5 protein-coding genes, 2 tRNA genes and 2 rRNA genes are annotated in these 14430 nt (G+C 57.9%); 5 read left to right on the plus strand and 4 right to left on the minus strand.

What is annotated here, in order from left to right; genetic code table 11:
* Positions 1 to 26: 26 nt before the first annotated feature.
* From ppk2 to NVV94_RS07455, 4 genes are read right to left on the minus strand one after another with little or no spacing between them, the layout of a single operon-like run.
* The gene (gene ppk2 / locus NVV94_RS07440) at positions 27 to 851 is read right to left on the minus strand and encodes a polyphosphate kinase 2 (protein WP_258446566.1); all 825 of its coding nucleotides are present in this window, start codon (positions 849 to 851) and stop codon (positions 27 to 29) included.
* A gap of 3 nt (positions 852 to 854) precedes the next feature.
* Complete coding sequence (locus NVV94_RS07445) at positions 855 to 2303, minus strand: efflux transporter outer membrane subunit (RefSeq protein ID WP_258446567.1); 1449 nt, start codon at positions 2301 to 2303, stop codon at positions 855 to 857.
* A gap of 1 nt (position 2304) precedes the next feature.
* Positions 2305 to 5514 (minus strand): efflux RND transporter permease subunit, encoded by a 3210-nt coding sequence (locus NVV94_RS07450; protein ID WP_258446568.1) that lies wholly within the window; start codon positions 5512 to 5514, stop codon positions 2305 to 2307.
* On the minus strand, positions 5511 to 6602 hold the full coding sequence (locus NVV94_RS07455; RefSeq protein ID WP_408733483.1) for an efflux RND transporter periplasmic adaptor subunit: 1092 nt from the start codon (positions 6600 to 6602) through the stop codon (positions 5511 to 5513). Before NVV94_RS07455 ends, NVV94_RS07450 begins: the two co-directional genes overlap by 4 nt.
* Before the next feature lie 472 nt (positions 6603 to 7074).
* On the opposite strand from NVV94_RS07455, the gene NVV94_RS07460 reads away from it, so the two are divergent.
* The 5 genes from NVV94_RS07460 to NVV94_RS07480 all read left to right on the plus strand — a co-directional run bounded on the left by NVV94_RS07460 (position 7075) and on the right by NVV94_RS07480 (position 14335).
* Positions 7075 to 8856, plus strand: a complete 1782-nt coding sequence (locus NVV94_RS07460) for a SulP family inorganic anion transporter (protein ID WP_258446570.1) — start codon at positions 7075 to 7077, stop codon at positions 8854 to 8856.
* A gap of 541 nt (positions 8857 to 9397) precedes the next feature.
* Positions 9398 to 10936: ribosomal RNA gene (locus NVV94_RS07465) — 16S ribosomal RNA — on the plus strand.
* A 123-nt stretch (positions 10937 to 11059) separates the two neighbouring features.
* Positions 11060 to 11136, plus strand: a tRNA-Ile gene (locus NVV94_RS07470).
* A 10-nt stretch (positions 11137 to 11146) separates the two neighbouring features.
* Positions 11147 to 11222 (plus strand) — tRNA-Ala (locus NVV94_RS07475).
* A 221-nt stretch (positions 11223 to 11443) separates the two neighbouring features.
* Positions 11444 to 14335 (plus strand): 23S ribosomal RNA (locus NVV94_RS07480).
* The 16S and 23S rRNA genes sit together here with 2 tRNA genes alongside, the layout of an rRNA operon.
* Positions 14336 to 14430 lie beyond the last annotated feature (95 nt).

Raw genomic sequence — 14430 nt, forward strand, 5'->3', positions numbered from 1 at the left:
ACTCCCTCGCCTTGCGGCGAGGGGCCTCAGAAGGGTTCGGCAATGTATTTGAAGGGGTAATCGGTTGCCTTGTAATCACCGATCTTGCGTTTGGGCAGCTTGATCCTGGGTTGCTTGATCTTCTTGTAGGGGATGTGCTCCAGCAGGTGAGTGAGCAGGTTCAGCCGCACGCGTTTCTTGTCTTCCGAACGGGCGACATACCAGGGGGCCCATTCGGTATCGGTGGCTTCGAACATCTCGTCCCGGGCCCGGCTATAGTCGTCCCAGCGATCATAGGAGCGGATGTCCATGGGCGACAGCTTCCAGGTCTTGCGGCCGTCGGTGATGCGGTCTTCGAGGCGTCGCGTCTGCTCTTGCGGGCTGACTTCCAGCCAGTACTTGAACAGGAGGGTGCCGGAGTTGACCATAAGGCGTTCGAAACTGGGCGTCAGTTCGAGGAAATTGCGCACTTGGCTTGCGTCGCAAAACTCCATGACCCGCTCGACGCCCGCACGGTTGTACCAGCTGCGGTCAAAGATCACCACTTCACCGGCCGCCGGAAAATGTGGCATATAGCGCTGCAGGTACATCTGGCTTTTTTCCCGGTCGGTCGGCGCCGGTAATGCCACGACGCGGAAAATCCGCGGGCTGACGCGTTCGGTCAGTGCCTTGATGGTGCCGCCCTTGCCCGCACCGTCGCGGCCTTCGAGTACCACCACGACCTTGGCCCCGGTGGCGACCACCCATTGCTGCAACTTGACCAGTTCGACGTGCAGCTTTTCGAGCTGTTTCTCATAGTCCTTGCGGCTGAGCTTCTGCTCTGGTTGTGCGGCAGGATCAAGCGTTGCACGATCACGTTTTTTCTTCGCCATTGCTCAGCCTCCAGGTGCGTTTGAAACCTCGGCACGCCCGCTGCCCGTCAGGTCGTCAGCCTTGCTCACCCAACCGCCACCGGTCGCCTTGTACAGATCGATCATGGCTGTGAACACCGAGCCCTGTGTGCGGGTGTAATTCAACTCGGCGTCGAACAGGCTGCGTTCGGCGTCCAGCACCTCAATGTAGCTGGTGTAGCCGTTGTCGTAACGCAGCCGCGCCAACCGGGCGTAGGTACGCAGCGCCTCGACCTGTTTTGCCTCGGAGGCCAACTGTTCGCGGGTTTTGCTCGATGCGACCAGGGCGTTCTCCACATCCCTGAAGGCCGACTCAATGGCTTGCTGGTAGGTCAGCAGGGCTTGTTGTTGAAAGGCTTCTGCTTGTTGCACCTGCCCGGCAATACCGCCGGCCGTGAAGATCGGCATGCTCGCCGCGACACCATAAGACCAGGTTTCGGCCGGCCCGGTGAACAGGTCCGAGAGTTGGTTGCTGACCGAACCGAGCAGCCCGGTCAGGGAAATGGTCGGGAAGTACAGGGCCTTGGCCGCGCCGATCCGGGCATTGGCTGCAATCAGGTTCAGCTCGGCCTGGCGCAGATCGGGTCGCCGCTCCAGCAAATCCGAAGGTAAGCCGGCAGGCACCGATGGCAGCGTCAACCGGGCCAGCTCGCGCCCTCGTATGATGGGCCCCGGGTTGCGCCCAAGCAGCACGGCCAGCGCGTTTTCCTGTTGCGCGACCAGGGATTCGAATTGCGGTACGGCGGCCAGGGCACGCTCGTACTCCGATTGGTTCTGGGCCAATTCCATTTCGGAGATGACGCTGGCGCCGAAGCGCAGTTTGAATATTTCGTAGGAGTCGCCCCGTACCTTGGCGGTGGTGCGGGCAATTTCCAGCTCCCGGTCCAGATCGCGCAGGGTCACGTAACTCGATGCCACCGACGCTACCAGGCTCAGTATCACGGTGCGGCGTCCTTGCTCGGTGGCAAAGAGTTCGGCTCGGGCGGCTTCATTCAGGCGCCGCAATCGGCCCCAGATATCCAGCTCCCAGCTGGCGCTGAGAATGGCCTGGTAATTGTTGAAAATGGGATCGATGGACGAATCGAGGGGGACCGGGCCGTTGTCTCGGGCCGCCCGGGACCGTTGACCCTGCGCATCGGCCCCCATTTGTGGAAACATCCGCGAACGCACCTCGCCGTAGCGGCCCTGGAATTCCTCTACCCGTGCAGCGGCGATCCGCACGTCCTTGTTCTCCAGCAATGCCGTGCGGATCAGGTCATTGAGGACGGGGTCCTGGAATTGCTCCCACCACAGTGTATTGGATAGATCCCTGGCCTCCTGGTCCGCATAGCGATAGGCCGCGGGAGTATCTATTTCCGGGCGCTGGTAGTCCGGGCCCAGCATGCAGCCCGCCAGAACCAGGCACAGCCACAGTGACAGGGGGCAGGTGCGCATCTCATTGCCCCTCCTGCTGGTCTTGCGCTGCACCGCTGGGTATCTGCGGCACCGGTGTCGAGTCGTCCGGCTGAACGGGCTGGGGGGCGCCTCCCATTTTCCCGGACATTCGCTCCACCAAGTAGTAGAACAGCGGGATGAAGAAAATCGCGATCACTGTCGCCGCCAACATCCCGCCAATCACCCCCGTGCCGATGGAGTGACGGCTGTTTTCGGATGCACCGACGGCAATGGCCAGCGGAACGCAGCCCAGGATGAATGCCAGGGACGTCATCACGATAGGCCGCAGGCGCTCCCTGGCGGCGGTCATCGCGGCATCGTAGGCAGACATTCCGCTTTCCCGGTTCAGCACCGCGAACTCGAAGATCAGGATGGCGTTCTTTGCCGCCAGGGCCACCAGCATGGTCAGGCCGATCTGGAAATACACGTCATTGCTCAACCCCCGGAGCAAGACGGCGAGCATGGCGCCGAATATCGCAAAGGGCACCGCCAGCAGTACGCCTACGGGCAGGGACCACTTCTCGTACTGGGCCGCCAGGATCAGGAAGACCATGACCAGGCCAAAAACGAACACCCGGGAGGAGGTGCCGCCGCTCTTTTTCTCCTCGAATGCCTCGCCACTCAAGGCCAGGGCATAGTCGATGGTCATGATCTCGGCGCTCACTTGCTCCAGGGCCTGGAGCGCTTGCCCGGAGCTGTAGCCAGGTGCCGCGTTGGCGGTGAGCTTGACCGCCGGGAAGTTGTTGAAGCGCGTCAGCAGATCGGGCCCGGTGACGTAGCGGGTGGTCAGCAGGGCCTTGAGCGGCACCATCTCAAGGTTTTTGCTGCGTACGTAGATCTGTTGCAGATCGTCGGCCTTGAGGCGATAGCTGGGCTCGGCCTGCAGGATGACCTGCCACAAACGGCTGAATTTGTTGAATTGGGAAACGTACAGGGAGCCGAACATGGTTTGCATGGTGCTGTAGACGTCTTCCACCGGCACGCCCAGCGTCTCGGCCTTTTCTCGATCCACGTCGACCAGCAATTGCCGGGAGTACGCGTTGAAGGTTGAGGTAATGGCGCCCAGCTCCGGGCGCTGCCTGGCTTTTGCCAAAAGGTTTGCGACCATCTCGGCCAATTGGTCGGTGGTGGCGTCCCCCTTACTCTGGACCCACACCTCCATGCCGCCGGTGGTGCCCAGGCCGGGAATGGAGGGCGGATTGACGGGCAGGATGATGCCCTCCTGGATCTGAGAGAAGGCCTTGGCAGATGCCCGGATGACGGCCGGGGCGCTTTGTTCGCTGATGGTGTCCGAGTCCTTGTAGCGCTTTTCGAAATCCTTGAACCCCACGAAGAAGGTCCCGGCATTGTTCTTGTTCTGGCCGTCGAGCAGGCTGTAGCCGTTGACGATGGCAACGCCCTCGACGGCTTCATTGGCCATGAAGAAGTCACTGGCCACTTTGCCGACCGCACCGGTGCGATCCAGGCTGGCGGCATCGGGCATGATCACGGCGCCCAGCAGATAGCCCTGGTCTTCCGGCGGCAGGAAGGCGCCGGGAATGCGCTGCGCCATCAACAGGATCAGCACAATCATGCCGGCAAAGAGCAACAACGCCAGCACGAAACGCTTGATCATGAAGGCCACCGAGCGGGAGTAGCCTTCGGTCATGCGTTCGAAGCTCCGTTCGAACCAGCGGAAGAATCTGTTCTTTTCACCATGCTGGGGCTTGAGCAGCAGCGCTGCCAGGGCCGGCGACAACGTCAGCGCCACCACGCCGGAAATCACCACGGAGATGGCGATGGTGATGGCGAACTGCTTGTAGAGTTGGCCGGTGATACCGCCCATGAACGCCACGGGGATAAACACCGCACACAACACCAGCACGATGGCCACCACCGGGCCTGCCACTTCATCCATGGCCCGTTTGGCGGCTTCCTTGGGTGGCATCTTGTGCACCTGCATGTTGCGTTCGACGTTCTCGATCACCACGATGGCATCGTCCACCACGATGCCGATCGCCAGGACCATGCCGAACAGCGTCAGCATGTTCACGGAAAACCCCAGGGCCGACATGCCGATGAAGGTCCCGACGATGGACACCGGCACCGCCAGCACCGGGATCAGGGTGGCACGCAGGCTCTGCAGGAAGATGTAAACCACCACCACGACCAGCACCAGGGCTTCGAAGAAGGTGTGTATCACCTCAGAGATCGACGCACGGGTAAACGCGGTCGTGTCCATCACGATCTTGTATTCGATCCCCTCGGGAAAGGTCGTTTTCATTTGCGCCAGGGTCGAGGTGACCGCCGCAGAGACGTCGAGGGCGTTCGCGCCGGGCTGCTGATACACGGCGATCATTGTTGCCGGACGTCCCTGGTAGGTGCTGCGCAGGGAGTAGTCTTTCTGGCCGAGCTCGGCCCGCCCGATGTCCTTGAGGCGAACGATCGCCGCGCCGTCCTTGCTGGCGCGCAGGATGATGTTCTCGAATTCCGCAGGTTCGGTCAGACGGCCCTTGGTGGTCACGGCAAAGGACTGCTCCACGGGCTGGCCCGTGGGCGATTGACCGACGCGGCCGACCGCGAACTGCTGGTTCTGGTTGGCCACGGCTTTCTGCACGTCGGCGGCGGTGATGCCCAGCTGGGCCATGCGGTCGGGCTTGAGCCAGATCCGCATGGCGTAATCCGGGGTGCCGAAAATGCTGGCCTGGTTGGCACCGGGGATGCGTTTGATCGCATCGAGAATGTAGAGGTTGGCGTAGTTGGCGACGTAGGTGCTGTCATAGCGGTCGCCGGCGGAGTACACGGCGAGGACCATCATGAACGCCGAGGACTTCTTCTGCACCTGTATACCCTGGCTCTGGACGGCAGAGGGCAGTTGCGGCAAGGCCAGGTTGACCCGGTTCTGCACGTCGACCTGGGCCAGGGCGGGGTCGGTGCCAATCTCGAAGAAGACGTTGAGGGTCATGTTGCCCGTCGCCGAACTCGACGAGTTCATGTAGATCATGTTGTCGGCGCCGTTGACCTGCTGCTCGATGGGCGCCGCCACGTTATTGGCCACGACCTGCGCATCGGCCCCCGGGTAGGTGGCGGCAACCGTGATTTGCGGCGGCGTGATGTCCGGGTACTGGGCGACCGGCAGTTGGACCATGGCCACTGCACCGGCCAGGGTGATGATGATGGAGATCACCGAGGCGAAGATGGGCCGATCGATACAGTAGTGTGAAATGCTCATGGGCTGTGCCCGGTATCTTTAGCCGGCGGGCTGGTTTTAGGCGGTTGCGTCGGCGCTCCGCCTACAGTCGCTGGCGCAGGCGCCTCGATGATATTCAGCGGCCCTCCAGACGTGACCCTGATCGCACCATCGACCACTATGCGCTCGCCGGCTTGCAGGCCCTGGGTGATAAACCAGTCATTGCCCTGCCAATCACCCACCTCGACAATGCGTTGCTCGGGCTTGCCTTGTGCATCGATCACCCACACGAAATGGCTCTTGGCACCCTCCAGGACAGCCTTCTGCGGCACCAGGATGGCATTTGGTCGGGACGCTCCCTTGGCCAGTGCCCGCACGAACTGTCCGGGACGCATCAGGCCATTCGGGTTGGCGACAACCGCCCGGACCAGAAAGGTACCGGTTTCCTGGCTGAAAGAGGGCGCTGTAAAGTTGAGGCGGCCGCGGTCAGGTACCACTGTGCCGTCGGCCAGCACCACTTCGACGACAAAGTCGTTATTGGGCGGGAACTTCAGACGCCCGGAAGCCACCTCGTCGCGGTGCTTCAGCGTCTCGTTTTCCGAGAGGCTGAAGTTGATGTAGATAGGATCCATTTGTGACACGGTCGTCAGCAGTCCCTGCTCGCCTGGCGTCACGTAACTGCCTTCCTGCTTTTTGGCAAAGCTTGAAAGGCCGGTGAGGGGAGAGGTGATAGTGGTGTAACCGAGGTTCAGTTGCTCGGTGCGCACGACACCCTCGGCGGCGAGTACGGCGGCGCGGGTCTGGCGCTCGTCGCCGACGGCGGTGTCCAGATCCATCTGGCTGACCGCGTTCTGTTTCGCCAGGGGGCGGACACGGGCCAGGGTTGCCTTGGCCACTTCCCAGCGCGCCTGTTGCTGGGCCAGTTGCCCCTTGGCCGACAGCAGGGCCGCCTCGAAAGGTTTGCGGTCCATCTGGAACATGACTTGCCCGGCCTTGACCAACTCGCCTTCGGTGTAGAGCCGTTTTTCCAGGAAGCCGGCGACACGGGCGCGGATTTCCACCTCGCGGGAGCTCTGGGTCTGGGCGACAAATTCGAAGGTCACCGGGGTATCGCGCGCGGTGACGGTCATGACCGTGACATCCGGGACCTGCCGCGCCAGGGTGGCCGGCTCTTCGCCGCAGCCGACAAGCAGGGCCAGGGCACCCGCCACAAAGGCGACAGACAAGCCGGTTATGCCCATGCCCATGCCCATGCCCCATGAAGGTCTCTGGAAAACAGCGTGGCCACGATTGCTTCACAGAAGCTGACCCGTGGTCGGCGGCATTTCTTGATCAAAAACTGGCTTGTGAAGCGTAGTCCAATCTCGTGACCACGAAGACGAGGGGGGCCGGCCAAACCGGGCTTGCCTGACGCTACTTCTCGTTCCCACGCTCGTGGGAATGCCTCTCCTGACGCTCTGCGTCTCTTTGCTGCGCGTCTGCCACTGCATTCCTTTGCGGCGCGTGGGAACGAGGGGACAGCTATGCTGCTTTTCAGCACTTCAGAGCGCAAATGCCTTTCTCAAACGCATCTGTGCTGCCCACCAAGGGGGCCACGGTTTTATGAGCGATTCCAATGCTTCGCCCCCCCTCCCGGAGCCGGGTCGGATTGCACGGCGAGTGAAGGCGGGTGATCAGACCGGTTGGGGGCACTGGATGCCGGGGCTGCAGACGCTGCGCGGATACCAAACGGCCTGGTTGCGGCACGACATCATGGCCGGACTGGTGCTGACCACCATGCTGGTGCCTGTCGGTATCGCCTACGCACAAGCTTCAGGCCTCCCCGGCATCTATGGCCTCTACGCGACCATCATCCCGCTACTCGCTTACGCGTTGTTCGGGCCTAGCCGGATTCTCGTGCTGGGCCCGGACTCCTCATTGGTGGCGGTCATCCTCGCCGTCGTCCTGCCACTCTCCGGCGGCGATCCGCAACGCGCGGTTGCCCTTGCGGGCATGATGGCAATCGTATCGGGGACGGTATGCATCCTGGCCGGGGTGGCGCGTCTTGGCTTTGTCACCGAGCTTCTATCCAAACCGATCCGCTACGGGTACATGAACGGGATAGCGCTGACCGTATTGATCAGCCAACTGCCCAAGCTCTTCGGCTTATCGATCGAAACCGACGGACCGCTGAGAAACCTGTGGGCCATCGCCACAGCGGTGATGGAGGGAAAGACCAACTGGACCACGTTCATGGTCGGTGCTGCCACCCTGGCGGTAATCCTGCTGCTCAAGGGCTACAAGCGCCTGCCAGGCATCCTGATCGCCGTGGCAGGCGCGACCGTCGCCGTTGGTGTGCTGGACCTTGCCGCGCGCGCCGGAGTGTCGGTCCTCGGCTCCCTCCCGCAAGGCCTGCCCGGGTTCGCCATCCCCTGGATCAACACCACCGATATCGTCCCCGTCCTGATCGGCGGTTGCGCCGTGGCCCTTATCTCGTTCGCCGACACCAGCGTACTCTCGCGTGTCTATGCGGCGCGGACCCGCACCTATGTCGACCCGAACCAGGAGATGGTGGGGCTTGGCATCGCCAACCTCGCCGCCGGATTCTTTCAGGGCTTTCCCATCTCCAGCAGTTCGTCGCGTACGCCCGTGGCCGAAGCGGCAGGGGCCAGAACCCAGCTGACCGGCGTTGTCGGCGCGCTTGCCGTGGCCTTGCTGCTGCTGGTAGCGCCCAACCTGCTGCAACATCTACCTACCAGCGCACTGGCTGCGGTGGTGATTGCATCGGCCATTGGCTTGATCGAGGTCAGTGACCTGCGGCGAATTTATCGCATCCAGCGCTGGGAGTTCTGGCTATCAATCGCCTGTACGGTCGGCGTGGCCGTGTTCGGCGCGATTGAGGGCATCGGCCTTGCGATCGTGATTGCCGTCATCGAATTCCTGTGGGATGGCTGGCGTCCGTATTGCGCGGTGCTTGGACGCGTCGAGGGTATCAAGGGCTACCATGACATCAAGCGCTATCCCGACGCGCGCCTGATCCCCGGGCTGGTTCTGTTTCGCTGGGACGCCCCCTTGTTCTTCGCCAACGCCGAGCTGTTCCATGACCGAGTGCTGGATGCAGTGGCCGTATCTCCTACGCCAGTGCGTTGGCTGGTAGTGGCGGCGGAACCGGTCACCAGCGTGGACGTGACCTCCGCCGACATGCTGGCCGAATTGATCGAAACCTTGCAGGCGGCTGACATCGAGTTGTGCGTTGCCGAAATGAAGGATCCCGTCAAGGACAAGCTCAAGCGAATCGGGCTGTTCGCGCGGCTTGGCGAACAGGCGTTTTTTCCTACTGTAGGTGCCGCCGTCGACAGCTATCTATTGATCCATCCGGTTGACGGGAACGCTGAGGGTCGCTGAGCCAAGTAGTTGTGTTTTCGGGCTATAAAAGGCTAATTTCAAGGGGCTTTGAATTAACCCTTGACGCCCCTGTGGATCTCTCTATAATTCGCCCCACTTCCGGCGCAGACGAAACGGAAAACTCCTTGAGAATCAAAGAGTTAACCGAAGTAAGCAGCGAAGAAGCCGCTTCGATCTTCCGATCGAAGGTGGTGGAAAAAGGTGGTTGACAGCGGTTTGAAACGCTGTAGAATTCGCCTCCCGCTGACGAGTGATCGAAGCGAGTCAAGTGCTTGAAGTTAAACGAGAAAATCGAAAAACTTCTGAAAATAAACGCTTGACAGAGACAGAGGAAAGCGTAGAATTCGCGCCTCGGTTGAGACGAAAGAATCAACCAACCGCTCTTTAACAACTGAATCAAGCAATTCGTGTGGGTGCTTGTGAGCTCAGACTGATAGTCAGAAAGATTATCAGCATCACAAGTGGCTACATGAGTAATCATATAGTTCATTTTGAGATTGCTGAGCCAAGTTTAGGGTTTTCTCAAAACCCAAGCAGTATTGAACTGAAGAGTTTGATCATGGCTCAGATTGAACGCTGGCGGCAGGCCTAACACATGCAAGTCGAGCGGCAGCACGGGTACTTGTACCTGGTGGCGAGCGGCGGACGGGTGAGTAATGCCTAGGAATCTGCCTGATAGTGGGGGATAACGTTCGGAAACGGACGCTAATACCGCATACGTCCTATGGGAGAAAGTGGGGGATCTTCGGACCTCACGCTATCAGATGAGCCTAGGTCGGATTAGCTAGTTGGTGGGGTAAAGGCTCACCAAGGCGACGATCCGTAACTGGTCTGAGAGGATGATCAGTCACACTGGAACTGAGACACGGTCCAGACTCCTACGGGAGGCAGCAGTGGGGAATATTGGACAATGGGCGAAAGCCTGATCCAGCCATGCCGCGTGTGTGAAGAAGGTCTTCGGATTGTAAAGCACTTTAAGTTGGGAGGAAGGGCATTAACCTAATACGTTGATGTTTTGACGTTACCGACAGAATAAGCACCGGCTAACTCTGTGCCAGCAGCCGCGGTAATACAGAGGGTGCAAGCGTTAATCGGAATTACTGGGCGTAAAGCGCGCGTAGGTGGTTCGTTAAGTTGGATGTGAAATCCCCGGGCTCAACCTGGGAACTGCATCCAAAACTGGCGAGCTAGAGTAGGGCAGAGGGTGGTGGAATTTCCTGTGTAGCGGTGAAATGCGTAGATATAGGAAGGAACACCAGTGGCGAAGGCGACCACCTGGGCTCATACTGACACTGAGGTGCGAAAGCGTGGGGAGCAAACAGGATTAGATACCCTGGTAGTCCACGCCGTAAACGATGTCAACTAGCCGTTGGAATCCTTGAGATTTTAGTGGCGCAGCTAACGCATTAAGTTGACCGCCTGGGGAGTACGGCCGCAAGGTTAAAACTCAAATGAATTGACGGGGGCCCGCACAAGCGGTGGAGCATGTGGTTTAATTCGAAGCAACGCGAAGAACCTTACCAGGCCTTGACATCCAATGAACTTTCCAGAGATGGATTGGTGCCTTCGGGAACATTGAGACAGGTGCTGCATGGCTGTCGTCAGCTCGTGTCGTGAGATGTTGGGTTAAGTCCCGTAACGAGCGCAACCCTTGTCCTTAGTTACCAGCACATTATGGTGGGCACTCTAAGGAGACTGCCGGTGACAAACCGGAGGAAGGTGGGGATGACGTCAAGTCATCATGGCCCTTACGGCCTGGGCTACACACGTGCTACAATGGTCGGTACAGAGGGTCGCCAAGCCGCGAGGTGGAGCTAATCTCAAAAAACCGATCGTAGTCCGGATCGCAGTCTGCAACTCGACTGCGTGAAGTCGGAATCGCTAGTAATCGCGAATCAGAATGTCGCGGTGAATACGTTCCCGGGCCTTGTACACACCGCCCGTCACACCATGGGAGTGGGTTGCACCAGAAGTAGCTAGTCTAACCTTCGGGAGGACGGTTACCACGGTGTGATTCATGACTGGGGTGAAGTCGTAACAAGGTAGCCGTAGGGGAACCTGCGGCTGGATCACCTCCTTAATCGAAGACATCAGCTGTCTTATAAGCTCCCACACGAATTGCTTGATTCATTGAAGAAGACGATAGAAGCAGCTTTAAGCTCCAGGCTGATAGCGCCAAGCTAACAGTTACAAGCTCGAAATTGGGTCTGTAGCTCAGTTGGTTAGAGCGCACCCCTGATAAGGGTGAGGTCGGCAGTTCGAATCTGCCCAGACCCACCAATTTTGTTATGGGGCCATAGCTCAGCTGGGAGAGCGCCTGCCTTGCACGCAGGAGGTCAGCGGTTCGATCCCGCTTGGCTCCACCATAAACTGCTTCGAAAAGCTTAGAAATGAGCATTCACTTTGAATGTTGATTTCTAGTCTTTTGATTAGATCGTTCTTTAAAAATTTGGGTATGTGATAGAAAGATAGACTGGATAGCACTTTCACTGGTGTTTATTCAGGCTAAGGTAAAATTTGTGAGTTTAATCGCGAATTTTCGGCGAATGTCGTCTTCACAGTATAACCAGATTGCTTGGGGTTATATGGTCAAGTGAAGAAGCGCATACGGTGGATGCCTTGGCAGTCAGAGGCGATGAAAGACGTGGTAGCCTGCGAAAAGCTTCGGGGAGTCGGCAAACAGACTGTGATCCGGAGATGTCTGAATGGGGGAACCCAGCCATCACAAGATGGTTATCTTGTACTGAATACATAGGTGCAAGAGGCGAACCAGGGGAACTGAAACATCTAAGTACCCTGAGGAAAAGAAATCAACCGAGATTCCCTTAGTAGTGGCGAGCGAACGGGGATTAGCCCTTAAGTTGATTTGAGATTAGCGGAACGCTCTGGAAAGTGCGGCCATAGTGGGTGATAGCCCTGTACGCGAAAATCTCTTGTCAATGAAATCGAGTAGGACGGAGCACGAGAAACTTTGTCTGAATATGGGGGGACCATCCTCCAAGGCTAAATACTACTGACTGACCGATAGTGAACTAGTACCGTGAGGGAAAGGCGAAAAGAACCCCGGAGAGGGGAGTGAAATAGATCCTGAAACCGTATGCGTACAAGCAGTGGGAGCAGACTTGTTCTGTGACTGCGTACCTTTTGTATAATGGGTCAGCGACTTATATTCAGTGGCGAGCTTAACCGAATAGGGGAGGCGTAGCGAAAGCGAGTCTTAATAGGGCGTTTAGTCGCTGGGTATAGACCCGAAACCGGGCGATCTATCCATGGGCAGGTTGAAGGTTAGGTAACACTGACTGGAGGACCGAACCGACTACCGTTGAAAAGTTAGCGGATGACCTGTGGATCGGAGTGAAAGGCTAATCAAGCTCGGAGATAGCTGGTTCTCCTCGAAAGCTATTTAGGTAGCGCCTCATGTATCACTGTAGGGGGTAGAGCACTGTTTCGGCTAGGGGGTCATCCCGACTTACCAAACCGATGCAAACTCCGAATACCTACAAGTGCCGAGCATGGGAGACACACGGCGGGTGCTAACGTCCGTCGTGAAAAGGGAAACAACCCAGACCGTCAGCTAAGGTCCCAAAGTTATGGTTAAGTGGGAAACGATGTGGGAAGGCTTAGACAGCTAGGAGGTTGGCTTAGAAGCAGCCACCCTTTAAAGAAAGCGTAATAGCTCACTAGTCGAGTCGGCCTGCGCGGAAGATGTAACGGGGCTCAAACCATACACCGAAGCTACGGGTATCACCTTAGGGTGATGCGGTAGAGGAGCGTTCTGTAAGCCTGTGAAGGTCAGTTGAGAAGCTGGCTGGAGGTATCAGAAGTGCGAATGCTGACATGAGTAACGACAATGGGTGTGAAAAACACCCACGCCGAAAGACCAAGGTTTCCTGCGCAACGTTAATCGACGCAGGGTTAGTCGGTCCCTAAGGCGAGGCTGAAAAGCGTAGTCGATGGAAAACAGGTTAATATTCCTGTACTTCTGGTTATTGCGATGGAGGGACGGAGAAGGCTAGGCCAGCTTGGCGTTGGTTGTCCAAGTTTAAGGTGGTAGGCTGGACTCTTAGGTAAATCCGGGGGTTCAAGGCCGAGAGCTGATGACGAGTGCTCATTAGAGCGCGAAGTGGTTGATGCCATGCTTCCAAGAAAAGCTTCTAAGCTTCAGGTAACCAGGAACCGTACCCCAAACCGACACAGGTGGTTGGGTAGAGAATACCAAGGCGCTTGAGAGAACTCGGGTGAAGGAACTAGGCAAAATGGCACCGTAACTTCGGGAGAAGGTGCGCCGGTGAGGGTGAAGCATTTACTGCGTAAGCTCATGCCGGTCGAAGATACCAGGCCGCTGCGACTGTTTATTAAAAACACAGCACTCTGCAAACACGAAAGTGGACGTATAGGGTGTGACGCCTGCCCGGTGCCGGAAGGTTAATTGATGGGGTTAGCTAACGCGAAGCTCTTGATCGAAGCCCCGGTAAACGGCGGCCGTAACTATAACGGTCCTAAGGTAGCGAAATTCCTTGTCGGGTAAGTTCCGACCTGCACGAATGGCGTAACGATGGCGGCGCTGTCTCCACCCGAGACTCAGTGAAATTGAAATCGCTGTGAAGATGCAGTGTATCCGCGGCTAGACGGAAAGACCCCGTGAACCTTTACTATAGCTTTGCACTGGACTTTGAATTTGCTTGTGTAGGATAGGTGGGAGGCTTTGAAGCGTGGACGCCAGTTCGCGTGGAGCCATCCTTGAAATACCACCCTGGCAACTTTGAGGTTCTAACTCAGGTCCGTTATCCGGATCGAGGACAGTGTATGGTGGGTAGTTTGACTGGGGCGGTCTCCTCCTAAAGAGTAACGGAGGAGTACGAAGGTGCGCTCAGACCGGTCGGAAATCGGTCGTAGAGTATAAAGGCAAAAGCGCGCTTGACTGCGAGACAGACACGTCGAGCAGGTACGAAAGTAGGTCTTAGTGATCCGGTGGTTCTGTATGGAAGGGCCATCGCTCAACGGATAAAAGGTACTCCGGGGATAACAGGCTGATACCGCCCAAGAGTTCATATCGACGGCGGTGTTTGGCACCTCGATGTCGGCTCATCACATCCTGGGGCTGAAGCCGGTCCCAAGGGTATGGCTGTTCGCCATTTAAAGTGGTACGCGAGCTGGGTTTAGAACGTCGTGAGACAGTTCGGTCCCTATCTGCCGTGGACGTTTGAGATTTGAGAGGGGCTGCTCCTAGTACGAGAGGACCGGAGTGGACGAACCTCTGGTGTTCCGGTTGTCACGCCAGTGGCATTGCCGGGTAGCTATGTTCGGAATAGATAACCGCTGAAAGCATCTAAGCGGGAAACTAGCCTCAAGATGAGATCTCACTGGAGCCTTGAGCTCCCTGAAGGGCCGTCGAAGACTACGACGTTGATAGGTTGGGTGTGTAAGCGCTGTGAGGCGTTGAGCTAACCAATACTAATTGCCCGTGAGGCTTGACCATATAACACCCAAGCAATTTGCTGCTCCTGTAAAGAGCAGGGCCAAATTGCGGTAGTGAAGACGAAACGAACCGAAAGTTTGCGACGCACAAATCAT

Origin of the sequence: Pseudomonas sp. LS1212 (genome assembly GCF_024741815.1) — a bacterium.
Classification (GTDB): domain Bacteria; phylum Pseudomonadota; class Gammaproteobacteria; order Pseudomonadales; family Pseudomonadaceae; genus Aquipseudomonas.